The organism is Amycolatopsis sp. CA-230715 (assembly GCF_018736145.1).
Taxonomy (GTDB): Bacteria; Actinomycetota; Actinomycetes; order Mycobacteriales; family Pseudonocardiaceae; genus Amycolatopsis.
Map to the genome: position 1 here is coordinate 2301695 of NZ_CP059997.1, position 26073 is coordinate 2327767.

The 26073-nt window shown below is 70.5% G+C and carries 23 protein-coding genes; 13 read left to right on the forward strand and 10 right to left on the reverse strand.

The features are described 5' to 3' along the window. Nucleotides 1-77: 77 nt before the first annotated feature. Nucleotides 78-251 carry a hypothetical protein gene (locus HUW46_RS10320; RefSeq protein WP_215547047.1) on the forward strand — a complete coding sequence of 58 codons (174 nt, stop codon included), beginning with the start codon at nucleotides 78-80 and terminating at the stop codon, nucleotides 249-251. A gap of 6 nt (nucleotides 252-257) precedes the next feature. Here HUW46_RS10320 and HUW46_RS10325 read toward each other — a convergent pair whose 3' ends face one another. Together HUW46_RS10325 and HUW46_RS10330 are read right to left on the reverse strand one after the other, a co-directional pair. Continuing rightward, nucleotides 258-467 carry a hypothetical protein gene (locus HUW46_RS10325; protein ID WP_215547048.1) on the reverse strand — a complete coding sequence of 70 codons (210 nt, stop codon included), beginning with the start codon at nucleotides 465-467 and terminating at the stop codon, nucleotides 258-260. A 33-nt stretch (nucleotides 468-500) separates the two neighbouring features. Further along, nucleotides 501-1379, reverse strand: a complete 879-nt coding sequence (locus tag HUW46_RS10330; protein WP_254126034.1) for an EamA family transporter — start codon at nucleotides 1377-1379, stop codon at nucleotides 501-503. A 73-nt stretch (nucleotides 1380-1452) separates the two neighbouring features. Between HUW46_RS10330 and HUW46_RS10335 the strand changes: the two genes are divergently transcribed. The 6 genes from HUW46_RS10335 to HUW46_RS10360 all read left to right on the forward strand — a co-directional run bounded on the left by HUW46_RS10335 (nucleotide 1453) and on the right by HUW46_RS10360 (nucleotide 6971). Next, nucleotides 1453-2397, forward strand: a complete 945-nt coding sequence (locus tag HUW46_RS10335; protein WP_215547049.1) for a LysR family transcriptional regulator — start codon at nucleotides 1453-1455, stop codon at nucleotides 2395-2397. A 60-nt stretch (nucleotides 2398-2457) separates the two neighbouring features. Then, nucleotides 2458-3084 (forward strand): cupin domain-containing protein, encoded by a 627-nt coding sequence (locus HUW46_RS10340; protein ID WP_215547050.1) that lies wholly within the window; start codon nucleotides 2458-2460, stop codon nucleotides 3082-3084. Between the two features lie 55 nt (nucleotides 3085-3139). Continuing rightward, complete coding sequence (locus HUW46_RS10345; RefSeq protein WP_215547051.1) at nucleotides 3140-3979, forward strand: LysR substrate-binding domain-containing protein; 840 nt, start codon at nucleotides 3140-3142, stop codon at nucleotides 3977-3979. 286 nt (nucleotides 3980-4265) lie between these two features. After that, a complete protein-coding gene (locus HUW46_RS10350; protein WP_215547052.1) occupies nucleotides 4266-5405 on the forward strand; it encodes an HNH endonuclease signature motif containing protein in 1140 nt (379 codons plus the stop codon). A gap of 28 nt (nucleotides 5406-5433) precedes the next feature. Further along, entirely contained in the window at nucleotides 5434-5814 is a 381-nt protein-coding gene (locus tag HUW46_RS10355) for a YchJ family protein (protein WP_215547053.1), read from the forward strand. 23 nt (nucleotides 5815-5837) lie between these two features. After that, nucleotides 5838-6971: a hypothetical protein gene (locus HUW46_RS10360; protein ID WP_215547054.1), complete on the forward strand. Its 1134-nt coding sequence runs from the start codon at nucleotides 5838-5840 to the stop codon at nucleotides 6969-6971. 15 nt (nucleotides 6972-6986) lie between these two features. Here the strand turns inward: HUW46_RS10360 and HUW46_RS10365 are convergent, their stop codons facing one another. After that, nucleotides 6987-8354: an FAD-binding oxidoreductase gene (locus HUW46_RS10365; protein ID WP_215547055.1), complete on the reverse strand. Its 1368-nt coding sequence runs from the start codon at nucleotides 8352-8354 to the stop codon at nucleotides 6987-6989. Nucleotides 8355-8443: 89 nt separating this feature from the next. Between HUW46_RS10365 and HUW46_RS10370 the strand changes: the two genes are divergently transcribed. Then, nucleotides 8444-9394, forward strand: a complete 951-nt coding sequence (locus HUW46_RS10370) for a helix-turn-helix transcriptional regulator (protein WP_215549786.1) — start codon at nucleotides 8444-8446, stop codon at nucleotides 9392-9394. Here the strand turns inward: HUW46_RS10370 and HUW46_RS10375 are convergent. Beyond that, on the reverse strand, nucleotides 9348-11399 hold the full coding sequence (locus HUW46_RS10375; RefSeq protein WP_215547056.1) for a sensor histidine kinase: 2052 nt from the start codon (nucleotides 11397-11399) through the stop codon (nucleotides 9348-9350). The two genes, HUW46_RS10370 and HUW46_RS10375, sit on opposite strands and share 47 nt — an antisense overlap. A 267-nt stretch (nucleotides 11400-11666) precedes the next feature. On the opposite strand from HUW46_RS10375, the gene HUW46_RS10380 reads away from it, so the two are divergent. From HUW46_RS10380 to HUW46_RS10395, 3 genes are read left to right on the forward strand one after another with little or no spacing between them, the layout of a single operon-like run. Continuing rightward, on the forward strand, nucleotides 11667-12587 hold the full coding sequence (locus tag HUW46_RS10380) for a glutamate ABC transporter substrate-binding protein (protein WP_215547057.1): 921 nt from the start codon (nucleotides 11667-11669) through the stop codon (nucleotides 12585-12587). Between the two features lie 34 nt (nucleotides 12588-12621). After that, nucleotides 12622-14106 (forward strand): amino acid ABC transporter permease, encoded by a 1485-nt coding sequence (locus tag HUW46_RS48275; protein ID WP_254126038.1) that lies wholly within the window; start codon nucleotides 12622-12624, stop codon nucleotides 14104-14106. A gap of 49 nt (nucleotides 14107-14155) precedes the next feature. Beyond that, on the forward strand, nucleotides 14156-15475 hold the full coding sequence (locus HUW46_RS10395) for an MFS transporter (protein ID WP_215547058.1): 1320 nt from the start codon (nucleotides 14156-14158) through the stop codon (nucleotides 15473-15475). Here HUW46_RS10395 and HUW46_RS10400 read toward each other — a convergent pair. Both HUW46_RS10400 and HUW46_RS10405 read right to left on the reverse strand, forming a co-directional pair. Next, a complete protein-coding gene (locus HUW46_RS10400; RefSeq protein ID WP_256451424.1) occupies nucleotides 15447-16850 on the reverse strand; it encodes an MFS transporter in 1404 nt (467 codons plus the stop codon). The two genes, HUW46_RS10395 and HUW46_RS10400, sit on opposite strands and share 29 nt — an antisense overlap. A 120-nt stretch (nucleotides 16851-16970) precedes the next feature. Beyond that, nucleotides 16971-18506, reverse strand: coding sequence for an MFS transporter (locus HUW46_RS10405; RefSeq protein WP_254126040.1), 1536 nt, complete (start codon nucleotides 18504-18506; stop codon nucleotides 16971-16973). A gap of 133 nt (nucleotides 18507-18639) precedes the next feature. Here HUW46_RS10405 and HUW46_RS10410 point away from each other — a divergent pair, with 133 nt between their 5' ends. Then, nucleotides 18640-19068: a winged helix-turn-helix transcriptional regulator gene (locus HUW46_RS10410; RefSeq protein WP_215547059.1), complete on the forward strand. Its 429-nt coding sequence runs from the start codon at nucleotides 18640-18642 to the stop codon at nucleotides 19066-19068. On the opposite strand, the gene HUW46_RS10415 is transcribed toward HUW46_RS10410, so the two are convergent. The 4 genes from HUW46_RS10415 to HUW46_RS10430 form a co-directional block, all read right to left on the reverse strand. Then, entirely contained in the window at nucleotides 19037-19414 is a 378-nt protein-coding gene (locus tag HUW46_RS10415) for a VOC family protein (protein ID WP_254126042.1), read from the reverse strand. The two genes, HUW46_RS10410 and HUW46_RS10415, sit on opposite strands and share 32 nt — an antisense overlap. 129 nt (nucleotides 19415-19543) lie before the next feature. Beyond that, complete coding sequence (locus tag HUW46_RS10420) at nucleotides 19544-20749, reverse strand: cysteine desulfurase-like protein (RefSeq protein ID WP_215547061.1); 1206 nt, start codon at nucleotides 20747-20749, stop codon at nucleotides 19544-19546. 154 nt (nucleotides 20750-20903) lie between these two features. After that, complete coding sequence (locus tag HUW46_RS10425; protein ID WP_215547062.1) at nucleotides 20904-21779, reverse strand: NAD(P)-dependent oxidoreductase; 876 nt, start codon at nucleotides 21777-21779, stop codon at nucleotides 20904-20906. Nucleotides 21780-21781: 2 nt separating this feature from the next. After that, a complete protein-coding gene (locus tag HUW46_RS10430; RefSeq protein ID WP_215547063.1) occupies nucleotides 21782-22687 on the reverse strand; it encodes an NAD(P)-dependent oxidoreductase in 906 nt (301 codons plus the stop codon). A gap of 140 nt (nucleotides 22688-22827) precedes the next feature. Between HUW46_RS10430 and HUW46_RS10435 the strand changes: the two genes are divergently transcribed. Next, the gene (locus HUW46_RS10435; RefSeq protein ID WP_215547064.1) at nucleotides 22828-26061 is read left to right on the forward strand and encodes a BTAD domain-containing putative transcriptional regulator; all 3234 of its coding nucleotides are present in this window, start codon (nucleotides 22828-22830) and stop codon (nucleotides 26059-26061) included. The last annotated feature ends 12 nt before the right edge of the window (nucleotides 26062-26073 follow it).

Genomic DNA, 26073 nt, shown 5'->3' on the forward strand with positions numbered 1-26073 from the left:
TCGTCCGATGCCGCCGCACCGGCCTTAGCGCGATCGTGAACAAGTCGAAGAAGTTCACGATCGGAAGAAGGATCACCGTGCGCACCGAATACGTTTACGATCCCGTCCAGGCGCAGGTCGCGCACCGCATCGCCGAGCTGCGCCACGCGGCTCAGCGCGTGCAGGTGGTCGACAACGCGAAGAGCGGGCACTGGCGGTTGCGCCGCCGCAACCGCAACCCGGTCAGGGAAAACGCCGCGGACCTGACTTGACCGGCTTCAGTGGCTGACGGCGCCGCCGAGGACGGCGAACAGGCCCTGCGACGCCCCGATCCCGAAAGTCACGCCCTGCTGGACGAGACTCGTCCCGGCGCCGATACCGGCGGAAACGGGGTCGAGCGGGGTCGTGGCGGCGGCCGCGGTGCCTCCGGACGCGAGCAGGACGAGCGCGGCGGCGGCGCCACCAGTGACGCGGGCAAGTCGGCGCATGCTTCCTCCAAGGGATGATCAGCGCGGGTGAACCTAACCCGGACGGGCGTCTTCGGGGGACCCCGATGACCCGATCGTGTCGCCGGGATCTCGCGCACGGCCGCGTGTGCTGGCCAGTCCCGCGGCCGTGACGATGCACCCGATGCCGAGCCAGGCCGGGACTGGGAGCGTCTCCGCGAGCACCACCGCGCCGGCGATCCCGGCCACGGCCGGTTCGAGGCAGGCCAGCACAGCGACCACGCGAGGCGGCACCCTGCGCAGTGCGGCCAGCTCGAGCGAGTACGGCAGGACGGCGGACAGGATCGCCACCCCGGCCCCGGCGAGCAGCACGTGCGGCCGGAACAGGGCCGCACCGTTCTCGGCCAGCCCGGCCGGGACGGTGAGCACCGCGGCGAAACCGACCGCGAGCGCGAGCAGCGAACCGTCGGCGCTGCGTTCCCCCGCCCGCCTGCTCAGGAGCAGGTAACCGCCCATCGCGACCGCGGAAACGACCGCGAACAGCACACCGGTGACCGCGAGCGCGTCGCCGCCCGGCCGGTGCACCAGCCAGACGCCGAACCCGGCCAGGCACGCGAACACGACGTCCGCGAGGCGGCGGCTGGTGATGATCGCGACGGTGAACGGGCCGAGCAGCTGGATCCCGCTCGCCACTCCGAGCGGCAGGTATTCCAGTGCCGGGTAGATGGCGTTCATCCCGGCGATCGCGGCGCCGAACCCCGCGACGAGCGCGATCCGGCGCGGGTCGCGCGGCAACGCCGGGCGGGACACCGCGAGCAGCACCAGTGCGGCGAACCCCAGCCGGAGCGCCACCACGCCCCAGGGGCCGACCGAGCCGAACAGGCCCTTGCCGAACGCCTGTCCGAATTGGACGGACAGCACGCTCGCGAGCATGAGCACGGGTGCGGGGACCATGCCGCCAGCTTCACGTCGTCGACCGTGCACGTCCATCGAAAGTTTTTCGATGCTTCTTTGTAGAATCGCCTACATGATCGACCTGCGCCGCCTGCAGGTGCTGCGCGTCCTCGCCGCGAGTGGAACGGTCACGGCCGCAGCGCGCGAGCTGCACCTGACGCCGTCCGCGGTGTCCCAGCAGCTCCGCCTGCTGGCCGCCGAACTCGACGTCGACCTGTTGAGCCACGAGGGAAGGCGGGTGCGGCTCACCCCTGCCGCGCTGGCACTGCTCGGCCACGCCGACGAGCTGTACGCCGACTGGGAGCGCGCTCGGGCCGACCTCGCGCGGTACCGCGGCGGCGGTGTCGGCGGCATCCTGCGCGTGTGCGGAGTGTCTTCCGCGATCGCCGCGCTGGTCGCACCGGCCGCCCGCGCGCTGCGCGCCGAGGACATCACCGTGACCGTCGTCGAGGAGGAGACGAAGACCTGCTTCGACCGGCTGCTCAGCGGTGAGGCGGAAATCGCCGTCGTCCTGCCGACGCCCGACGTGCCGCCGATCGACGACACCCGCTTCTCCCGCCACGTGCTGCTCGACGACCCGCAGGACCTCCTGGTGCCGTCGGACCACGCGCTGTGCGGGCGCGCGGAGGTCGAACTCGCCGACGCGGCCGGGGAAAGCTGGATCGTGAAAACCAGGGACAACGACACCTACCAGCTCCTGCTCGCCGCGTGCGCCGCAGCCGGGTTCACGCCCCGGATCGGCCCCGGTGTCAAGGAATGGTTCGCGGTGTCCGCGCTGGTTTCCAGCGGACTCGGCGTCTGCCTGCTACCGAGGATGGTGCCCGTGCCCGCGGAACACGCCGTGACGCGGCTGCCGTTGCACCGCACGCCGCGCCCTTCTCGCCGAATCGCGGCATATGTCCGTCGTGGCAGTGAAAATCATCCCGTGCTCACCGCCGGTATCGACGCGCTCAATGCGGCGGCGAGGTCGATCGCGATCGCGGATAACAGTTATCCTGGCGACGCTATTTCCCGCTGACCGCCGGTCGGGCAAAAATCGAGTTCGGAAAGCTCGTTCCCGACGGAAGAAGGCGGTTCGATGACCGAGATCAGCAGGCGCAACGCATTGGGCACGGGCGCGGGGGTCGCCGCGGCCATCGGCCTCGGCGGCGGCGCACCGGCGGCCGGCGCGGCGCCCGTTCCGCGGCAGGCGGCACATCTCTTCCCGCTGAGCAAGACGGCGCCGAGCAAGTTCGACGGCGGGACGCTGCGCGGCGCCAACGAGGACACTTTTCCCGTGCTGGCAGGGCAAAACGGCTCGGCGTACCTGGTCCACCTCGACGTCGGCGGCATCAGGGAGCCGCACTGGCACCCCAGCGCGTGGGAGCTGAACTACATCATCGCCGGCACCGCGAAATGGACGATCCTCGGCACGCACGCCGACGGTTCGTACCACAACGACGCCTTCGAAGCGGGCAAAGGCGATCTGGTGTTCGCGCCGACCGGATTCTTCCACTACTTCGAAAACGCCAGCACCACCGAAGGGCTCGACGTGCTGGTGATCTTCAACACCAGCACCGCGGAACCGAACGACGACATCGGTATTGTGGGCACCTTGAACTCGCTGCCGCGCGATGTTCTCGGCGCCGTTTTCGGCGTGCCCGCCTCGGCGTTCGGCGCCATCCCCCAGAAGATCGAACCCGTGGTGATCACGAAGCGCAAGTAATGTTTTCCCGGCCACTTTCGCCGCACTGCGCGGAGGACTGTGGTAACCCGGATTGGTGCTTGATCCGGTGCAGTTGAGGACGTTCCTGGCGGTCGCGGAGGCGGGCGGGTTCAGCGAGGCGGCGCGACGGCTCGCCCTCGGCCAGTCGACGGTGAGCCAGCAGATCCGGCGGCTGGAGGCCGCTGTCGGCCGCGAGCTGTTCGCCCGCGACACCCATCGCGTCACCCTGACCGGCGACGGCGAGGTGATGACCGGGTTCGCCAGGAGCATTCTCGACCAGCAAGACACCGTCATGCGCTACTTCTCGCGGCCGGAGCTGCGCGGCCGGATCCGCCTCGGCGTCAGCGAGGACCTCGTCCTCGGCAGGCTCCCGGAGGTGCTGCGGCGGTTCCGGCACAGCCATCCGATGGTCGATCTCGAACTCACCGTGGAGCTCAGCGCGGTGCTGCACGACCAGCTCGCCGCGGACAAGCTGGACCTCGTGTTCGCCAAGCGCGGGTCCGGCGAGAGCGGTATGCGGACCGACCCGCTGGTCTGGGTCGGCGCGCCGGGACTACGGCTCGATCGCGGCGAACCGGTGCCGCTCGTGGTGTACCCGGAACCGAGCATCACCCGCACGCGAGCACTGGAGTCCTTGCGGCGCAACGGGTTCAGCTGGCGGATCGCCTGCACGTGCGATCGGCTCAACGGGCTGCGCGCGGCCACGCTCGCCGGGCTCGGGGTCGCGGTGTTCGCGGCCTCGGTGGTGCCGGACGGGCTCGGCGAGCTGGTCGACCCCCTGCCCGATCCCGGTTCCGTGGTGTTCGCGCTGACGAGCCGCCGTCCGGTGACGCACGGACCGGTGGCGGCGCTGGCGGAGGTGATCGGGTCGTACCCGTGGCCGGGCACCGCCTGACGGCTCGCGTCGCGAAGACGCACGCGTGCCGCCCGCTCCAGCAGTTCCCGCGGAATTGTCGGCGCATCGCGGTAGACTTGAAATCGGGGGACCCCCGAATCGAACGAAAGGGCATTCTCGTACGATTCGCTTGCGTTTTACGGAGATGTGTGCTTACCCGCCATCAAGCCCTCGGGAAGACCCACAGAAGCGCATATTCCCTGGTAAGAGTGTCGTGACAGCCCGTGATCCACGCCTACACGAAAGTGTGAGGCGATCGACGTGCCCAGGACCTTAGAATTGTGAGGTGGCTATCGAAGAAACCTCTGAAATTTCCCTGCTCACTGATTCCGTGGCCCGCTCGAACCGGATAATCCGGGGCGAGCAGGCGTCGGTGCTGCGCAGTATCGCGAAGATGAGCCGCCTGGCGTCGCGAAGATCGACGGTGGGGCAGGTCGCGTTGCTGTGTTCGCTGACGCAGCGCGCGGCGGAGCGCAAGGTCGCGCTCGCTGACGCGGTGACTTCCTACCTGCCCAAGACACTGGAAGCGATGGAGGCGGGAGTGCTCGACGAGTACGCCGCCTCCCGGGTGTTCGACGCCACCGCGTACGCGCCGAAGGAAGTGGCGTCCCAAGTGGACGCGATGCTGGTGGGCAGGTTCGAAGGGCGCAACCCGTCGGCGTTGCGGCGGATCGTGAACTCGCTCCTGCTGCGGGTCGATCCGGAAGGGTACGAGCGGCGGCGCAAAGCCAAGGCCGCGGCGCGGACACTCGAAATCCGGCACCGGGATCACGGATCGTCGGCCCTGTTCGCCGAGCTCCCCTCCGACCGAGCGCAGGCGCTCTACGCCGCCTGCGACCAGGACGCGCTCGCGAAGAAGCGAAAGGGCGACGAGCGCACCATGGATCAGCTGCGCGTCGACGCGCTGGTCGAACGGTGCCTCGCGGGCGCCTGCGACGGGAAACCGAAGGCGCAGATCTTCGTGTACGTCGACCTGACCACCCTGATGGGCATGCGGAACGACCCCGCCGAACTGGCCGGTTGCGGCGAGATCTCACCGGAACTGGCACGCGAAATCGCGTTCGACACCAAGTCCACCTGGTACCGCATCATCACCGAGCCGATCACCGGCCTGCCAGCCGACATCGGCCGCAAGAGCTACCGGCCGTCGGCGGCGATGCGGCGGTACGTCCAGGTCACCCATCGCATCTGCTGCATGCCGGGGTGCACCCGGCCCGCCCAGTACACCGATCTCGACCACGCGACACCGTGGGCGGAGGGCGGCGGCACCGACAAGATCAACATGCGGCCGTTCTGCCGCGTCCATCACCTGCTCCGCAACGAACCAGGATGGGAGTTCCACACCGACGAGCGCGGCGTCCTCACCGTCACCACCCCGGACGGCCGCAGCTACACCGACGAGCCCACGGCCACCGGATTCGCCTGACCGGACGGCGCTTCGGCACAATCGGCGCGTGACCACCCCGAAGCGCTGCCCTTGCGGCACCGGCGAAACCTACGACGACTGCTGCGGGCCGTTCCACCGCGGGGCGGCTTCGGCACCGACCGCCGAACACCTGATGCGCTCCCGGTTCAGCGCGTTCGCGGTGGGCGACGCCGGATACCTGGTGCGGACCTGGTCGGCGAAGACCCGGCCGGAACGGCTCGAGCTCGACCCGGACCAGCGCTGGGTCCTGCTCGAAGTCCTCGGCAGGACCGGCGGCGGGCTGCTGCAGTCCGACGGCACCGTCGAATTCGTTGCGCACTACCGCTTCCGGGGTGAACGCGGCGAACTGCGGGAGAACAGCCTGTTCGCCCGCGAGGACAGCACCTGGAAATACGTTCGCGCACTCTAGGAGGGAACCGACAAGATGCGCACGTGACCGAACGCGCGCTCGTGAACTTCTTCTACGCCCATCCCGTCGGGCATGCCATCGAGGCACTGCACTACTGCCAAGGGCACTACGCGGCGAACCCGGACCGGCAGATCGCGGTGGCGCTCAACGCCGCGACCCCGGTCGAACTGGCCTCGTACTGCCCCGCGGTCAGCGCGGCCTACGCGATCGACCACCCCTTCGTCGAGCCGTGCCCCGACGAAGGCGGCAGGTTCGACGGCGTCCCGGGCGAGTGGGACTGGATACTCGACGACTTCCGTCGCTACCAAGACATCCAGCTTTCCACTTTTCCCGGGCTCCGCGACTACTACGCCGCTTCCGATCGCCGCTTGACCGCGCGGTCCGGCCGTTCCGTGGTCAGCGATCCGGCCGCGGGTTACCTGCGGCACCAGCAATTGCGGTTGGCGCTGCCGGAATCGGCCAGGGCGGCGGCGACCGCGCGGCTCGGTGACCGTCCCGACCGGATCGTGGTGATGCCGGCCGGGTCGAGCCCGTCGCCGCTCTACCCGTCGCCGCGGTCGTGGACGCTCATCCTCGACGCGATACACGAAGAGTTCCCCGACGCGCAGATCGTGTTGCTGGGCAAGCTCGCGCGGTCCGAACGCACCACGACCTCGTTCGGTGAGGCAGAGCTCGCCGCTCTGCTCTCCCACCGGTCGCGGCCGGTGAACTGCTTCGATCTCCCCTTGGCGGAACAACTCGCCGCGGTGGAGGCGGCCGGGGTCTTCCTCTCTCCGCACACCGGTTTCGGACTGGCCGCGCTGGCCGTGGGCACGCCGTGGCTGACGCTGTCCGGCGGCCGCTGGTTCGAGTACTTCTTCAACCACGTCCCGTTCCGGTCGATCCTCCCGGACCCCGGCCGCTATCCCAGCTTCACCCAGTTCGACGACGCCGAGATCATCGTCGACGGCGAGGACGGCCGCCGGACACCGAGCATGACGCTGGCGAGGATCACCGAAGACCTCGACCGCATCGTGCTCGCGTGCCGGGAACTGCTGGACGGCAGCCTGACCTACGACCAAGCGCTGCGTGACTACTTTCCCGCACTCGTTGCCGCTCATGGCGGCGACGCATCAGCCATTTGGTCCATCGACGGCGTGCACTTCGATTACTTGTAGGACACGCGATCGCTTTCAGGGCACCGAAATCGGATGGTTCACGTGGAACATCGCACGCGGGTCGTGCCGCGCGCGGATTTCGGTGAGCCGCCGGTAGTCCCCCGGCGCGAACGCGGCGGCGATCTCCGCACCGCCGAGTTCGTCGAAGGTGAAGTTCAGCGACCGCCCCATCGCGTTCGCGGACCACGGCGCGAGAAGATCACGATGCAACGCCCGCACCGATTCCCGCTCGCCCGGCTCCACCGGGGACAGCACGCTGAGCGAGTACCCCGCATCGCGGTGTCCGACGGCGTTCGGGATCTTCGGCGACCTGGCGAGCGCGCCGCCCAGATGCCGCAACCCGACCACGCACATCACCGGCGCCGATGGTCCCGCCGCCTTCGTCAACGTGGTCAGCAGGTCCGGGTCGAGGTCACGCACCAGGAGGTTCGCCGACCGGTAGGCGTGCGGCCGGTCCGGCTCGTCGAAGACCGCGCCCGACTCCGTGAACGGGACTTCCCGCACGGTGTCGCGGACGGTCGGCCCCAGCGCGCGCACCGGCTCGAGCAGCCGCTCACCGTCCTCGGGTGAACCGGCGTAGGCGATCTGCACCTGCGCGATGTGCTTGCCGCGCAACGGTTCCGGCACCATCGGCAGATCCGGGAAGGGCAGCATCGCCACCGCGGCGGTCATCTCGTCCGGCAGGTCCCGGGTCCAGCGGTGCCATCCGGCCAGGATCTCCGGCACCTCGTCCGCGTCGAAGAACAGGCCACCGCCGTAGATCCGGGAAACCGGCACGAGGTCGATCTCCATCCCGGTGACGACGCCGAAGTTGCCCCCGCCGCCGCGCAGCGCCCAGAACAGGTCGGGGTCGCTCGCGCCGGTCACCTCACGCAGCTTTCCGTCCGCGGTCACCAGGTCGATGCGGCGCACGTGGTCGGCGGCGAACCCGTACTTCCTCGCCAGCAGGCCGACACCGCCGCCGAGTGTGTAGGACACTGCGCCGACGCCGGGAAAACTGCCGGACAGGGGCGCGAGCCCGTGCGGCGCGGTCGCTTCGATCACCTGGTGCCAGGTGGCACCAGCCTCGATCCACGCCGTGCGCGCCGCCGGATCCACTTCGACCCCGGACATCCGCCGCGTGCTGATCAGCACGCCACCGTCCAGTGCGCGGTTCTGCCCGTGTCCGGTCGCCTGCACCGCGACACGGCTTCCGCGGGCGGCAGCGAACTCGACAGCTGTTCGCACGTCGTCCGCGCTCTCCGCGCCGACCAGCACTTCGGGCTGGTGCGGGTCGAGCAGTTGGAAGCCCGTCCGTTCCTCGTCGTAGCCGTGGTCACCGGGCCGGGTCACCGAGCCGGTGACCCCGAGCGCGTCGATCTGGTTCTTCGTCGTTTCAGCCATGAAAGCCACCGTAGAACGCCTTGAGGACATAACTTGTCCTCAAGGCGTGGCATTCTGGACCGGTGGACGAAGGATCGACGCGCAAGGACATGCCAGGCCGCCTTCTCCGGCTGCTGTCGCTCCTGGAGAGCAGGCGCGAGTGGTCCGGTCAGGACCTCGCGGACCGGCTCGGGGTGACCAGCAGGACCTTGCGCCGCGACATCGACCGCCTGCGCCGCCTCGACTACCCCGTGGACAGCACCACCGGGACCGCGGGCGGCTACCGGCTGGCGTCCGGGAAGAACCTGCCGCCGCTCCTGCTCGACGACGAAGAGGCGATCGCGGTCGCCGTCGGTCTGGTGACCTCGGCGAACGGCAGCGTCGCCGGGATCGAGGACAGCTCGGTGCGGGCACTGACGAAACTGGAACAGGTACTGCCCGCGCGCCTCCGCCCGAGGCTCGCCGCGTTGACGAGTGCCGCGGTCATCCCCCACCGCGACGCCCCGCGCGTGAACCCGGCCGTGCTCGCCGTCATCGCGGGGTGCTGCCGCGACCACGAAATCCTGTCGTTCGGTTACCTGACCCGCGACGGGTCGCCCGGCGAGCGCCGGGTCGAGCCGCACCACCTCGTGATCGCGCGCGGCTACTGGTACCTGATCGCCCACGATCCCGCCCGCGACGACTGGCGCACCTTTCGCGTCGACCGGATCTCCGATCCCGCCCCGACGCACCGACGGTTCACCCCGCGCGAACTCCCCGCGCCGGACCCGGCGACCTACCTCACGCGCGCGCTCGCGACGGCGCCGTACCGGCACACCGCGCACCTACGCGTCGAGCTGTCAGTGGAAGAGGTCAAGGCCGGGTTGTTCGCGGCCGTGCCGGGCGGCATCGAGCCCGACGGCCCCGGCCGGTGCACCGTCCGGATCAGCGCCGAATCGGCGGATCTCGTGGTGCAGTACGTCGCCGCGATCGCCGCACTCGGCGCCCCGTTCACCGTCGACGCGCCCGAAGCGGTCACCGCACGGGTCGCGACCCTCGCGCGCCGGCTCGGCGCCGTCTGACCGGCGGAATGCTGCTCACTCCCGGCTGGTACCGCTCGACCGGCCGCGGCGACGGCGCCTCCCGCCGGGCGGGCAGCGGGGCGAGCAGTCCCGCCGGGACCACGATCCGCGCCACGATGCCGGTCGTTTCGCCGGTGCGGCTCTCGTTCGGGCGCAGGCTCACGCCGATGCCGTGCCGCTTCGCCAGCCGCGCCACGACGTACAGGCCCATCCGCTTGGTCACCGAAACGTCGAGGCCCGGCGGGTCCGCGAGCCGGAGATTGGCCTCCGCCAGCTGGTCCGGCGACATCCCGATGCCGTGGTCGGCGATCTGGATCGCGAGCGACTGGTGCCGCGTCACCACCGGCTGGATGCCGACCCTCGTGCTCGGCTCCGAAAAGTCCGTCGCGTTGTCGAGCAGTTCGGCGAGCAGGTGCACGAGATCGCTCGCCACGTGTCCCCGCACGGCCACGAGCGGGATCGGGCCGATCTCGATCCGCGCGTACTGCTCCGCCTCCGAGACCGCGGCTCCGGTGACCTCCTCGACGGGCACCGGCTTCGGGCTCGAACTCGCCAGCCCGGCGCCGGAGAGCACCAGGAGGCTTTCGGCGTTGCGCCGCAGCCGGGTGGTCAAGTGGTCCAGTTCGAACAAACCCGCCAGGTAGTCGGGATCCTGCTCCTTCGCCTCGGACTGGTCGATGATGTCGAGCTGCCGTTCCACGATCCCGTTCGAACGGCGGGACAGGCTCGCGAAGATCCCGTTGACCTTTTCGCGCAGCGAAGCCTGTTCCGCGGCCATGTCCAGCGCGCACCGGTGCACCGCGTCGAACGCGCGCGCGACCTGCCCGACCTCCTCGGTGGTGTGCACCGGCACCGGTTCGATCGCGCGCCCGGCGACCTCGGCCGGATCGCGGGCGCGCATGATCTGCTCGACCGATCCCGGCAACTGCCCTTCGACCTCGAGTGCGTGGTCGCGCAGGTCGCGCAGCGGCTGCACCAGCGAGCGCGCCACCAAGTAGGTCAGGGCCAGCGTGACGAGCAGCCCGGCCAGGATGATGGCCGACGTGATCGCGAGCGCGCGGTATTCGGCGCCGATCAGTCCTTCGGCGTGCTCTGCCGCGTCCTCGAACAGGTGCCGTTCGAATCCCCGGATCAGGTCGATGGTCGCCGAACAGAGCTGGGAGACCGTCGGCACGTCGAGATCGAGCGGGATCCCCGCCTTCGCGCGCATCAGGGCGAGGTGCTGGATTTCGAACCGCTTCGCGACCAGATCGCCGGAAACCCTGGTGGCGTAGTCGGCTTGCACGCGCGGCGACGCGACGGTGTTGAAGCGGTCCATCGCGGCGAGCAGGTTCGCCTCGGCGGTGACCAGTTGCCGGAGTTCGGCGGGTTCGAACGCGCCGTGCACCGCCGCGGTGTGCAGATAAGTGTTCTGCTGCGCCGAAAACTCCTTGACGTCGGCGAGGAAGGTCAACGCGTCGTGCCGGTGCTGCATCCCCCGATCGGTGACGTCCGCGCCGAACTGGTCCGCGACCACGGTGAGCGCGCTGATCACGGCGGTGTAGCTCGTCTGCACCGCGAGATCGGAGAAACCGGGTGCGCGCGCCGCGTCGCGAAGTTTGTCCAGGCTGTGGATCCGGGTCATCGCCTGCTGGTAGAACGCGCTGGTCGCGTCGTCGTGGAGATCGGCGACGTCCTCCTCGTCTTCGCGCAACGCCGATACCGCGTCGCGGGAACGCTGGATCCGGGCGTCGAGGGCACCGCGGTCGGCGCGCCCGCCCGCGATCCACACCGACATCGCTTCTCGTTCGTCCTGCACGGCGTCGGCGACCACGGCCGTCTCGCGGTCCAGTTCGATCCACTTGCCCGCGCGTTCGTAGACCGCGCTGTTTTCGAAAGCGTCGGCGACGTGGAGACCCGCGAGGAAGAGCGCGGCCACCGTCGGCAGCACGACCACCAACGCGACTTTCGCGCGCAGGCGCCAGTTCCGAAGCCCGTGGACCTGATCACGGCTTGGCTCTGGCACGACGGACTCCTCCCCAGTTTGCCGCCCCGGTCGGTCTGTCCTCCGGTGTGAACGGTTGGCGAAGAGCGTCCGATTGGGCGTCGACCCTATCGGCCACTGAGCGGAAAGGGAAGGCTGAACGGCGTCTCGTGCACCGGATTCCCAGAACGGTGACCGGAGAGGACTTCACCAACTGTGTCCAGGGGACCGCTTGACGTCACCCGGTGGACTGAACCATTCTCACATTACGCCGCCGTCGCCGAACAAAACCGAAACTGGAGCTGCCCCATGCCCCGTACCCTCGTCGCACGCGCCGCGATCGGCGCGATCGTCCTGTTGGGTGCGTCGCTCTCCGCGTGCAGCTCCAGCGGCCAGGGCTCGACGGCGCCGGGCGGCAGCACGCAGAACCTGCTCGACCGCGCCCCCGTCGCCTCCGATGCCGAGCTCGCGCAGTCGCCGACCGCGGCCGCCATCAAGAAGCGGGGACAGCTCACCGTCGGCGGCTCGCTGGACGCGCCGCTGCTGTCCCAGCAGAACCCGGTCACCGGCGGGGTCGAAGGCTTCGACGCGACACTGGGCAAGCTGCTGGCCAAGTACATCACCGGCCAGCCGGCGGCGAGGATCATCGAGTCGAGTTCGGTCACCCGCGAGCCGCTGCTGGCGAACGGCACCGTCGACGTCGTGCTGCAGACCTACACCATTTCCCAGGAGCGCGCGAAGAAAGTCAGCTTCGCCGGGCCGTACCTGGTGTCGGGGCAGGCCATCGCCACGTTGAAGGAGACCACCGGCATCAGCAAGCCGCAGGACCTCGCGGGCAAGAAGGTCGTCGCGGGCGCCAACACGCCGGCGATCGCGGCGGTCAAGGAAAAGGCCCCGACCGCCGACGTCGTCACCTTCGACACCGACCCGGAATGCGTGCTCGGCCTCGAACAGGGACGCGGCGTCGCCTACGTGCAGGACCTCACGCTGCTCGCCGCCCAGTCCCAGCTGAACAAGAAGATCAAGATCGTCGGGCAGCCGTTCACCAGCGACCCGTACGGCATCGGGCTCAAGCTCGGCGACGACACGTTCAAGAAGTTCGTCAACGACTGGCTGAAGAAGATCCAGGACGCCGGCCTGTGGCAGGAGGCGTGGAAGTCGTCGCTCGGGACCGTCGTCGAGGGCGAGGCACCGACACCGCCCGCCATCGGTTCCGTGCCGGGATCCTGAACCGCGGCACCGAGAACCGCCGCACCGTTCCGAGATGAACGTCGTACTGGACAACCTCGGCCTGCTCGCCGACGGACTGCTCACCACCGTGGAGCTGACCGCGCTGACGGTCGTGGTCGCGCTCCCGCTCGGGCTGCTGCTGGTGGCCTGCCGGGTGTCCCCCGTCCGTCCACTGAGGATAGTCGCGGGCGCCTACGTCGAGCTGCAGCAGAACATCCCGCTGCTGGTGTGGATCGTGCTGTGGGTGTTCGCGCTGCCGGAAATCGGTTTGACCATGCCGCTGGCGACCACCGTCGTGGTGGCGAGCGGGCTGTATTCGGCGGCGTACTACGCCGAAACCGTGCGCGCCGGGATCAACTCCGTGCCGCTCGGGCAGACCGAAGCGGCGCGGGCGCTCGGTTTCGGGACCGTCCGCACGCTGGCGAGCATCGTGCTGCCGCAGGCGGTGCGCGCGGTCGTCCAGCCGCTGGGCAACCTCACCATCATGGTCGCGATGAACACGGCGCTCGCCGCGGCGGCGGGTGTCGTCGAACTGACCGCGACCGCGCACCGGATCAACCTCGCCGCGGCCGATCCGATCCTGTTGTTCACCGCGGCCGGTGTCGGGTACGCGGCGCTCGCCGTGCTGATCTCCGCGATCACCGGGCGGCTCGAACGCAAGCTGTTGCTCCAGCGCGCCGGGGACGCACCGGGCGGTGGGCGGCTTTTCGACCACCCCGGGCCGAAAACCCGCCGCCGCACGCGGAACGCGTCGGTTGTCGCCACCGCGGTCGCGCTCGCCGCGATCTCCGCAGCCGTGGTCAGGTTCGCCGCCGCGGGACAGCTCGACCCGGCGTTGTGGTCGCCGTTCGGCACCTGGCCGATCTGGCGGTACCTGCTCGACGGGCTCGGCTCGACCGCGCTCGCCGCCGTCCTTTCGATCGCGCTCGGCGCCGCGGGCGGACTCGTCGTCGCGCTCGCCCGCCTGTCGCGGTTCGCGGTGCTGCGCGCGATCGGCCGCGCGTACGTCGAGGTCATCCGGGTCGTGCCCGCGCTGCTGCTGGTGTACGTGACGTTGTTCGCGCTCCCCGGTTACGGCCTCGACCTGCCCCTGCTGTGGAAGCTCGTCGTCCCGCTCGCGGTCAGCAGTGCCGCCGGGTTCGCCGAGGTCTTCCGCGCCGGGATCACCGGGATCGACACCGGGCAACGGGAAGCGGCCGCGGCGGTCGGCCTGCGCCCGGCCCAGGTCATGCGGCACGTGCTGCTGCCGCAGGCGGTGCGGCGCGCGGCGCCCGCGCTGGTCAGCCAGTGCGTGGGCCTGCTGAAGGACACCAGCCTCGGTTACGTCGTCAACTACGGCGAGCTGCTCGCGAGCGGAAAGGTGCTGGCCACGTTCACCCACGCCCTGCTGCCCACCTACCTCGTCGTGGCGCTGGTCTACCTCGTCATCAACGGCACGCTCTCCCAGCTCGTGCGCACGCTCGAAACACGCGGCCGGATGCTGGCCGGGTCTGCGGTGGCACACCAAGCCACCCGTTGACCGTCGAGTTGTTGACAATCCGAGAACTCCCGGCACAAGATCTCGCACCATGCGGAAGGCGGAGCCGGTCGACCGGCGGGCACGGGAGGTCCGCCGCGTCGTCGTGTCGTCGCTGCTCGGCACCTCCATGGAGTGGTACGAATACTTCATCTACGGGCTGTTCGCGGCGCTCGTGTTCAACAAGCTGTTCTTCCCCGCGCTCGATCCGGCGGTCGGCAGCATCGCGTCCCTGCTGACCTTCGCGGTCGGGTTCGTCGCCAGGCCCATCGGCGCGGTGCTCTTCGGGCACCTCGGCGACCGCGTCGGCCGCAAGACCACGCTGATCACGACCATCGTGCTGATCGGCACCGCGACCGGGGCGATCGGCCTGCTGCCGACCTACTCCTCGATCGGCATCGCCGCGCCGGTCCTGCTGGCCGTTCTCCGGTTCGTGCAAGGACTTTCGCTCGGCGGCGAATGGAGCGGGGCGGTGCTGATGGCCGTCGAACACGCGCCGGTGGAGAAGCGGGCCTGGTACGGGTCGATGCCCCAGCTCGGTTCGCCGATCGGGACGATCGCCTCGTCCGCGGTGGCCTCCGCGGTCACCCTGCTCCCCGACGAGCAGCTGCTCGCCTGGGGCTGGCGAATCCCGTTCCTGCTGGCGTTCCCGTTCCTCGCGGTCGCCGTCTACCTGCGGCTGCGCGTCGAGGAATCCCCGCTGTTCCAACGCGTTCAAGCCGAACGCAGGGAAGTCCGCGTCCCGCTGGTGAAGCTGCTGCGCACCAGCTGGGGCAGGCTGCTCGCCGCCGCGGCCGCCGCGATGTTCGCCTCCGGCGCGTTCTTCCTGCTGACCACCTACGCGGTCGGCTTCGGCACCAAGACCCTCGGCCTGTCCGCCGACACGATGCTGCTCGCGACCTTGCTCGGCGCGCTGCTCGAAGGCGTCTGCATCGTCGTGTCCGGGCGCTTGGCCGACCGCGGGGCGCCGTGGCGGATCATGGCCGTCGGCGGTGCTGTCTGCGTCGTCGCGGCGTTCCCCCTGACCGCGATGATCGCGACCGGCGACGCCGTGCTGGTCGTGCTCGGCGTCGCCGTCGGGATCGGCCTGCTCGGCATTCCCTACGGCCCCATGGGAACCCTGCTTTCGCAGCTGTTCACCGACGACACCCGGTACAGCGCGGTCGCGGTCTCCTACAACATCGCGGGACTGATCGGCGGGTTCGTGCCGTCGCTCGCGCTCGCGATGTCGACCGCGCTCGACGGGTCCGCGTGGGTCATCGGCATCCTGTTCGCCGTCATCTGCGTCGTCATCACGGCGGGTTCCGTCGCGGCCGGGCTGTTGCTGCGCAAGGAAACCGCGCTCACCGTGGCGAACGCGCCGGGCGCATGAGTGCGGCGGCGGCGAAGCAGGCGAGCACCAGCCCCGCGGCCGTCCAGAACGTGGCCTGCGCGGCGTGCGGCGCGCCACCGGAGCCACCGAGGTAGACACCGCCCAGCACCGCGACACCGAGCGTGGCGCCGAGCTGCTGCACGGCGTTGATCAGGCCCGCGGCCGAGCCGATCTCCTGCGGGCTCACCACGTGCAGTGCCGAGGTGAAGAACGCGGGCGTGAAGAGACCGACGCCGAACCCGATGACGAGCAGCGCGCACAACAGCGGCACCGGACTCGCCGCTGAGTACGCGAAAATCGCGGCCAGCAGGCCGATGAGCAGCACCCCGAGCCCGGCGAACAGCACGCGGTCGCCGAACCTCGGCACCAGGTGCGCGCCCGACACCCACGAAGTGACCGCCATACCGACCGACCACGGCACCAGGGTCAGCCCCGCGCTCAGCACGGTCGCCGACTCGCCGAGCTGCTTTTCGAGCACGACCACGAGGGTCAGCCCGGTGGTGACGGCGAAGAACAACGTCGAAGTGATCAGCGCGGCGGGGAAGACCCGGCGGGTGAAGAGGCTGACTTCGACCAGCGGACGCCCGCCGCGGCGCGCGGTCCGCCGCTGGTGCGCGACGAAGACAAGCAGGACCGCGAGGCCCGCGCCGAGCGCGCACCAGCTGCCCGTGGACAGGTGCGCGGCATCCGATTCGATCAGCGGGTAGACGATCAGGGCGACGCCGAGCATCGCGAGCGCGGTCCCGGCGGGGTCGAGACCGGGCCGCCGCGGCGCCCGGTCCTCCCGCATCTTCGGCGCGATGGCGAGCACGAGGACCGAAAGCGGGATGTTGACCAGGAACACGGCCCGCCAGGAGGAGCCGAACAGGTTCGCGTGCGTCAGCACGCCGCCGAGGACGGGCCCGCAGACCGCGGACAGCCCCATCACCGGCCCGATGCTGCCGAGCGCCTTCGCGATCTCGGATCCCGTGAACATCGTTTTGATGAGGCCGATGGTCTGCGGGATGATCATCGCCGCCGCCGCTCCCTGCACGGCGCGGAATCCGATCAGGAGACCCGCCGACGGGCTCAGCGCGCACGCCAGCGAGGAAAGCATGAAGCCGGTGACGCCGATCCGGAACACCCGGCGGCGGCCGAAGACGTCGCCGAGCCTGCCGCCGGTGATGAGCAGGACCGCGAACGGCAGCGTGTAGGCGGTGCTGAACCACTGGATGTCGGACACCGCGCCGCCGAGGGCTTCGTGCACGGCGGGGCCCGCCACCTGCACGATCGTGGAGTCCAGCAGGTTCATCGCCTCGGCCACGAGCAGCGCGGTGAGCGCCGCCCATCTCCAGCGGTAGGGCGTTTCGGCGGGCGAAGACAGGGTTTCCGGCACGGGAGGTTCCTCTCACGGTTGCGACACGCCGGACTCCGGAGCCCTCACACCGCCCCGGTCCGACCGTCGCTCAGCGTGCCGAAACCTCCCGATTTCATTCCAATCAGATCGGTGGATTGGTCAGTTTTTTCCACAGAAGGCATCCACAGTCGTGGATTCATCCACAGTGCGCGGTCGCAGCAGGACCGCGGTCGCGAACGCGATGAGCAGCAGCGCCACCGCGCTCGCGCCGGCGGCGACGCGGACACCGTGGTCGTAAGCGGAGGCCGCGGCCGTGAGCACGGAGCGCGCCCGGTCCGGGGGCAAGGCCGCGGCGACCTCGGCCGCGCCGCCGACCCCGCTGCGTGTGGCGTGGGCCTGGTCCGCGGACAGGAACGGGAACGCCGGAATTCCGCCGCGGTACCCGAGCCCGGCGACACTGCCGAGCACCGCGACCCCGATCCCGGCGGACAGTTCGAACGACGTCTCCTGGATCGCGGCGGCCTCACCGGCTCGTTCCGGCCGGACCGCGGAGGTGATGACGTCGGCCCCCGAGGTCATGATGATTCCGGCGCCGAACCCCGACACCACGAGCACCACGGCCAGTACCGGGTAGGCCGAAACCGTGGCGCTGAACGCGAAAAACGCCAGCGCGACAGCGAATCCGGCGAGGGCTGCCGTCATGACCGCGCGGGCACCGAACCGCGCCACGATGCCGGGCGCCGACGTCGCGCCGAGCGCGCCGGCGACGGCGAGCGGCACGATCGCGGCACCCGCCTCGAGCGGCGAGAGGCCCCGCGCCTGCTGGAACCACTGCATCAGCAGGAACAACACGGCGACGTACGAGCCGAAGCAGCCGAAGATCGCCAGCACGGCGACCGTGAACCGGCGCTCCCGGAACAGCCCGAGATCCACGAGCGCGCGGCTGCTCCGGCGTTGCCGCCGCACGAACCCGGCGAGCAGCAGCACGCCCGCACCGCCGACGAGCAAGCTCTCCCAGCCGTGCCCGTCGGCCGACGCGAGCTGTTTCAGGCCGTAGGCGAACCCGCCGAGGCCGAGCACGGAAAGGAGCACGCTCACCGGATCGATGCGGCGCGGCACCGGGTTCCGCGACTCCGGGATGACCCTCGCCCCGACGGCCAGCACGATCGCGACGATCGGCACGTTCACCAGGAAGACCGCGCCCCAGTGGAAGTGCTCGACGAGCAGCCCGCCGAGAACCGGGCCGAGCGCGGTCCCGACGCTGTGCGCCGCGGTCCAGACCCCGATCGCGAACGCCCGCTCCCTGGCGTCGGTGAACAGGGTGCGGATGATCGCGACGGTCGCCGCCATGATGAGCGCGGTGCCGAGGCCGAGCGCGGCGCGAGCGGCGATCAGCCACGGCACGCTGGTCGCGAACGCCGCGGCCAGCGAGGAAACCCCGAACACGGCGAACCCGGTGAGCACGACCTTCCGGCGGCCTGCGCGGTCGGCCAGCGCACCGCACACCACCAGGAACGCGGCCACGGTCAGGGAATAGGCGTCGACGATCCACAGCAGCGCCGGTCCGCTCGGCGCCAGATCGGCGGCGAGGCTCGGCACCGCGACATGCAGCACGGTCAGGTCGAGGCCGGCGAGCAGCAGGCTCACGCACAGGATCGCCAGCACCAGCCAGCGAACGGGGTTCAGATCGGTCACGAGCCTTTTTTCGGTTACCGCGAGCACCGGGTCAAGTACGGTGATTCCGGTGCCATAGGCACACGCGGTATACCTTCGCTGGCGAGTAATTCGAGCGGGCTGCCGTGAAATGGCGCACGGTAGTATCGGCTTCATGAGGCAGGTTCGGGTGCGCGAACGCATCGAAGAGATGGCCGACTTCTGCGACGTCGAAGTGGCACTGGCGGTGCTCGGCGGGAAATGGAAGCTGCTCATCGTGAAATACCTCGACACCGGACCGCACCGGTTCGGCGAGCTGAAGCGCGCGATGCCGGGTATCACCCAGCGCATGCTCACCCGCCAGCTGCGCGAGCTCTCCGACGACGGGCTGGTCCTGCGCACCGCGTACGCCGAGGCCCCACCGAGAACGGAGTACCGCCTCACCCCCGCCGGCGAGAGCCTGAAGTCGCTGATCTGCGATTTCGACCGGTGGGGCGCGTGGTATCGCGGCCACCTCCGCTCCCTCGCGAGCGAGGAGACGCCGGAGCCGGAATCGGCCCCGGCGCCACCGGCTACTTCAGATCGGCCCCGTACGGCTGGGTGATGACCTCCATGCCGTGCCCGGCCGGGTCCATGAAGTACACCCCACGGCCACCGTGGTTGTAGTTGATTTCCCGGGGTTTCGTGAACTGCGGGTCCGCGGCGAAGTCCACACCGGACTCCTTGATGCGACCCAGTATTCCGTCGAACGCCTCCTCGGAAACGAGGAACGCGTAATGCTGCAGGGCCATGTCATCCTGCGGAATGGTCGCGAAATCCAGCCGGACCCCGTTGGTCGTCTCCACCGGAATGAAGGGACCCCATCCGGCCCCGACTTCGAGGTCGAGGATGTTCGCCAGGAATTCGGCGGAAACCCGGTTGTCCAGGGCCGTGATGATGAGATGGTTCAATTCGACTGAAACTGGTACGGATTCTGAAACTGACACTGAGCAATGCCTCCGCGGGCATCTCACGGGCACCTCCACGCTCACCCAGACGGTGACCAACGCGCGATGCCGTGGGAGGGAGTGTAAACAATCTCAGCCGCGAAGGAAACCGGCCAGCCCGCTCAAGAGACGCACGACATCCTCGTCGGTCGTGTACGGCGCGAGCCCGGCACGCAGCCCGCCGGTATCTCCGAGCCCGAGCCGCCGCGACGCCTCCACCGCGTAGAAGCACCCGGCGGGCGCGTTGACACCCGCCGCCGCCAGGAACTCGTACGCGGCGCGCGGATCGCGGCCGTCGAACCCGAGCAGCACGGTGGGCGTGCGGGCCTTGGCACGCGAATACCGCACCACGCCGGGAAGTTCGTCGACCCCGGTCTCGACGACGGCGCGCAGCCGGTCCTCGTGATCGGCGATCGCGGACATCGCGCGGACGAGGCTCGTCCCCCGGTCGTCCCCCGGCGAGGGGCACAGGCTCGCGAGGAAGTCGACCGCGGCCGTGGTGCCCGCGAGCAGTTCGTAGGGCAGGGTGCCGAACTCGAAGCGTTCCGGGATGTCGTTCGTCGACGGCAGCAGCTTGTCCGGGTGGAGTTCTTCGAGCACGTCCGGGCGCCCGGCGACGACACCGCAATGGGGCCCGAAGAACTTGTACGGCGAGCAGGCGTAGAAGTCCGCGCCCAGGCGCTGGACGTCGACCGGTTCGTGGGCGGTGAGGTGCACCCCGTCGACGTAGCACAGCGCACCGGACTCGTGGGTGCGCGCGATGATCGGCGCCAGCTCGGGTTTGGTTCCGATCAGGTTCGACGCACCGGTGACCGCGACCAGCCTGGTCCGGTCGCTCAGCACCGCGTCGACGGCGCCGGGTTCCAGTTCACCGGTGCCGGGATCGAAATCGGCCCAGCGCACGATCGCCCCCACCGACTCGGCCGCCTGCACCCACGGCCGCACGTTCGCGTCGTGGTCGAGCCGGGTGACCACCACCTCGTCACCGGCCGCCCAGGTCTTGGCGAGCGCGCGAGCGAAATCGTAGGTCAGCTGGGTCATGCTGCGGCCGAACACGATCCCGCGCGCGTCCGCCCCCAGCAGGTCCGCCATCGCGTGCCGGGCCGCCTGGACGACGTCCTCGGCGAACCGTTCCGCGGCGGTGACCCGCCCCCGGTTGGCGATCGGCGAGATCAGCGTGGCGCGCACCGCGTCGGCGACCACGGCGGGCACCTGGGACCCGCCGGGACCGTCGAAATGGGCGACCCCCGACTGGAGCGCGGGGAACTGGGCACGAACGGCTTCGACGTCGTAGGGCATTTCTTCCTTCGCGGTCGCCTGGGAAGTGCACCGCCATGATGCCCGGCGCGGGCCCTGTCGCCCAGCCTTCGGAGGTAGGGTGCCTTCGCCACCTCCGGGCGGCCGCGTCCGGCCGCCCGGAGAGTCCACTGTGGATGATCGGAGCCGGCGGTGGTCAGGCGGGCTTCTTGATGATCTCGACCAGGCTCGTCCAGCTCTCCTTTCCGCGCCCATCCTCGATCGCGCCGTCGTAGAGCGCTTTCACCGCGGCGGGCAGCCGTCCGTCGATACCCGCTTCGGCCACCGCGCCGAGGATGTGGTCGGCGGTCGCCCCCATCATCGTCACGTTCGCCGCGTCACCGGGGTGATCGCCGCTGTCGAGGTTCTTCGACGCCTCGGGCAGGTAGTAGGACATCATGTCGAACAGGTCCTTCGCGTACGGCAGGAAAGTCTCGGCGGTGACGCCCAGCGAGCCGAGCAACGCGACGGATTCGAGGTAGGCGGCGAGCGAGGTCAGGAACACGTGCAGCTGCGCCTGGTAGAACGCCTGCCCCAGCGCCGGGTCGGTGCCGCGGAAGTCCGGCCGCCCGATCGCCCGCAGCACCGGCTCGTACCGGTCGAACTCGGCCTTCGGGCCGCTGTAGAACACGTACGAGCTCTCGGTGCCGACCAGTTCGGCAGGCACCATGATGCCGCCGGGAAGGTGTTCCGCACCGCGTTCGGCGAGCCACGCGGACGCTTCCCTCGCCCGCCCCGGGGTGTCCGAGCTGAGGTTGACCACGACGCGGCCGCGGAGCGCGTCACCCACCTCGCCCAGGATCGCGTACATCGCGTCGTAGTCCGTCAAGCTGAGCACGACCAGCTTCCCGGCGGCCAGCGCCTCGGCGGCGGAAGGCGCGCGCACCGCCCCCTCGGCGACCACGGCGTCCGCCCTCGACGCCGTGCGGTTCCACACGGTGGTGGGATGCCCCGCCGTCAGGAACGCCCGCACCATCGCCTGGCCCATCGGCCCCAGCCCGATCACGGTGACCGGATCCTTCTCCGCGCTCATGTTCACTTCGCCCCTTCTTTCTCGGAAACCTTCAGCAGTTCGATGACGCCGGTGATGTCCTCGTCGCCGTGACCGCCGGCGACCCTGCGGTCCATCAGCGCCTGCAAGGGCGCCATCAGTTCGGCGCTGACGCCGCGATCCGCCGCGGCCGCGAGCAGGTTGCCGAACCCGGCCGCCTGCATGGCGAGGTTCGACACCACGCCGATGGTGTAATCGCCCTTGTCGACCTGCTCCGCGGAACGCTCGGTGAACCCGCTCATCGCGGTCAGCCACCGGCCGAGCATCGGCGCGAACGCCGTCACCTCACCGTTTTCGCCGCGCACCAGCGCGAACGCCTGCAGCACACCGATGAACATCCCGTACATCCCGGTGAGCAGCGCGATGTCGTGCAGTGGCGCGAGCCCGGGATCGGCACCGAGATAGTGGCTCTCGCCGAGCGCGTCCAACGGCCCGCGGTAGGTGTCGAACGCCGCCCGCGAACCGCTGTAGAGCAGGAACGCGCCGGGGCCGCCGATCATCGGCGGGACGGCCATGATGCCGCCGTCGAGGTAGTCGGCGTCGTGCTCGGCCGCCCACCCGGCCAGTTCGCGCGCCTGCGCCGGAGTGCCGTTCGTGACGTTCACCAGTACCTTGCCGGACACCGCTCCGGCGTCGAGCACCTCGTGCACGGAGCGGTAGTCGAGCAGGCAGACGAGCACGAGCCTGCTCGCGGCGATCGCCTCCGCGGCGCTGCCCGCCCGCACCGCGCCGCGTTCGACGAGCGGTTCCGCCTTGCCGGAGGAACGGTTCCACACCGTCACCGGGTGCCCCGCGCCGAGCAGCGTCTCCGCGAGCGCGCTGCCCATCGCGCCGAGCCCGAGCACGGTCACGGCCTGTTTGCCGCCATCAGACAGGTGTCCTTCAGGCATCTGCCCTTCCTTTCCAGTCGTCGTTCGCCTTCTGAGCCCGACGTCGTCCACCGTGCCGGGGGCCGCGCACGGTTCGCTGGGGGTTCACGCACGGTCCGTCGTCAGCGGTCGTTGTCGGTGGGACGGGCTACCTTCGCGGTGTGCGATTCGGACTGCTGGGCCCCTTGGCCGTGTGGAGGACCGACGGGACACCGGTACGGGTCCCGGAGGTGAAGGTGCGCGCCCTGCTGGCGAACCTGCTCCTGCGGCCGGGTCGCGCGGTCTCGGCGGACCGGCTCGCCGCCGACCTGTGGGGCGACCGGCCGCCGGGCAAACCGGCGAACACCCTGCAGACGAAGGTCTCGCAGCTGCGGCGCGCGCTGGAAACCGCGGAGGAGGGCGGACGCGAGCTGGTCGCCTTCGAACCCGCGGGGTACGTGCTGCGGATCGAGCCGGAGTCGGTCGACGTCGGGCGTTTCCACGCGCTCGTGTCCCGCGCCCGGCTGGCCCCCGGCGCCGCGGCCAAGTCGGCGCTGCTGGCCGAGGCGCTCGCGTTGTGGCGCGGTCCCGCGCTCGCCGATTTCGCCGACGAACCGTTCGCCGCGCCGGCGATCCGGCTGCTCGACGAGGATCTGCTCGCGGCGAGGGAGGACCGGGCGGAGGCGCGACTCGATCTCGGCGAACACCACGAACTGGTGGGCGAGCTGGCCGATCTCGTCGCGGCGAACCCGGTGCGCGAGCGGCTGCGCGGGCTGCACCTGCGCGCGCTCTACCGGTCAGGGCGGCAGACCGAAGCGCTCGACGGCTTCCGCGAACTGCGCGACCGGCTCGCCGACGAGCTCGGCCTGACGCCCGGCCCCGCGATCACCGAGCTGCACCAGGCGATCCTCACCCAGGATCCGGCGCTGGGCGAAAGCGGCGAAAGCGGCGAGAGCGCGCCGCCGCGGACGAACCTGCCGGTCCCGCTGACCCCGCTGGTCGGCAGGGGCACCGCCGTGCGAGCGGTGCGGGACAGGCTGGGCGAGACACGCCTGGTCACCCTCACGGGGCCGGGCGGGGTCGGCAAGACGCGGCTGGCGGTGGAAACGGCGAACGGGCTCGCGGACGCGTTCGGGGACGGCGCGTGGCTCATCGAGTTCGCGGGCCTCGACCGGGGTGGCTGCGCGGCGGTGTCGTGCCCGCCAGAGGAGTGGATGACGGAGGTGACCGCGTCCTCGCTCGGCATCCGCGCCGATCCGACGGGCGCCTCGGGGGACCTGGCGAACCGGATCGAAGAAGCGTTGCGCGCCAAGGAAATCCTGCTCGTGCTCGACAACTGCGAGCAGTTCGTGGCCCCGGTCGCGGCGCTCGCGGCGAGGCTGCTGCGCGCGGTGCCGGGGCTGCGCGTGCTGGCCACCAGCCAGGAACCGCTCGGGCTCGCCGGTGAGGTGGTGTGGGCGGTGCCGCCGCTGGAGGTGCCCGGCACGGCGAGCCTCCAACCGGGGCACGCGGCGGAGGACGTGCTCGCGGCGGTGCGGGAGTCCCCCGCGGTCGAGCTGTTCACCGCGAGGGCGAGCGCGGCGGCACCCGGTTTCGCGCTCGGCACCGGAAACGCGGCGGCGGTCGCGGCGATCTGCCGGAAGCTCGACGGGATCCCGCTCGCGCTCGAACTGGCCGCGACCAGGATCAGGGCGCTGGGCGCGGCCGAACTGCTCAACCGGCTCGACGACCGGTTCCGCCTGCTCGACGGCGGGCTCCGGGACGCACCGGCCCGCCAGCGCACGCTGCGCGCGATGATCGACTGGAGCTGGGAACTGCTGACCGAACCGGAGCGGATCGTGCTGCGCCGCCTCGCCGTGCACGCGGAAAGCTGCGGGCTGGAAGCGGCGGAGGCGGTGTGCTCCGGCGCCGGGGTCGCGCCAGGCGAGGTACTCGGCCTGCTCTCCGGGCTGGTCGGCAGATCGCTCGTGGTGAGCCAGTTCGACCAGCAGGGCGCGCCGCGGTACCGGCTCCTCGAATCCGTGGCGGCCTACTGCCTCGAACGGGCGCGCGAGGCAGGCGAGTCGGAAGACCTGCTCGCCAGGCACGCGCGTCACTACCTGGACTTCGCCGAGCGGGCCGAAGCCGGGCTGCGCGGGCCGGACCAGCAGCGGTGGCTGCTCAAAGTGGACGTCGACGCCGCGAACGTGCGCGCGGCGCTGGAAACCCTGATCCGCCAAGGGGAAGCCGAGCTCGCGCTGCGGCTCGCCACGACGATGGCGTGGTACTGGTTCCTGCGCGGACGGCTGCCGGAGGCGAGGCGGTCCCTGCGGTCCGCGTTGTCCGCCCCGGGCGAGGCCACCGAAACCACGCGGGCCAGCGCGCTGGCGTGGCAGGCCGGGATCGCGGTGCTGGAAGGGGAAGGTGTCGACGAAACCGCCTTCGGGGAAGCGCAGCGCATCGACGATCCGGCCGTGCAGGGCAAGGTGCTGTGGTTCCTCGGCCACGTGCTGGCCACCGTGGGCAAGATCCCGGCAGGGCAGCGCCTGACCGGTCAGGCGCTGTCCCGGTTCCGCCGCATCGACTTCTCGTGGGGCATCGCCGCCGCGCTCAGCGACACGGCCAACCACGCGATGGCTTCGGGCGATTTCGCCGTGGCCGAACGCGACGCCACCCGCAGCGCGGAGCTGTTCGACCGCGTCGGCGACCGGTGGGGGCAGCTGCAGGCGGCGTTCGCGCTCGGGGTGCTCGCCCAGCTCTCCGGGGACTACGACCGCGCGGCGAGCCTGCACCGGGACGGGTTGCGCCTGGCGCAGGAACTCGGGCTGTGGCCGGAGATGTCGTACCAGCTCTCGTGGCTCGGCAGGGTGGCCATGCTGCGCGGGGATTTCGCGACGGCGGCGGACTTCCACCGGCGGGCCCTGCACCACGCGGTCGAGCAGCGGTTCAAACCGGCCGAGGTCTACGCCGAAACCGGGCTCGCGCTGGGCGCCCGGCGCGAAGGGAAGCTCGACGTCGCCGAAAAGCACCTGAACTCCGTGCTCGCCTGGCACCGCGGGGGTGGGTTCGAAGGCGGCAGCGCGCTGATCCTCGCCGAACTCGGGTTCATCGCGGAGCTGCGGGGTGACGCCGCGAAAGCCACCGAACTCCAGCGGGAAGGCCTCGCGGTGGCCGAACGGACGGGAGACCCGAGGGCGGTCGCGCTGGGTATGGAAGGCCTCGCGGGCGCGATGGCGCTGTCCGGCGACCACCGGGCGGCGGCCGCGCTACTGGGCGCCGCCGCGGCGAAACGGGCGTCGGTGGGCACGCCGCTGCCCGAGGGCGAACGCGGGGACGTCGACCGGATCGAAGCCTCGGCACGCGCGGCGCTCGGCGAGGAACGGTTCGCCGCCGAGTTCGCGCGAGGCGGGAAGGAGCCAGCCGACACCATTGCATGATCGGCGCGACGG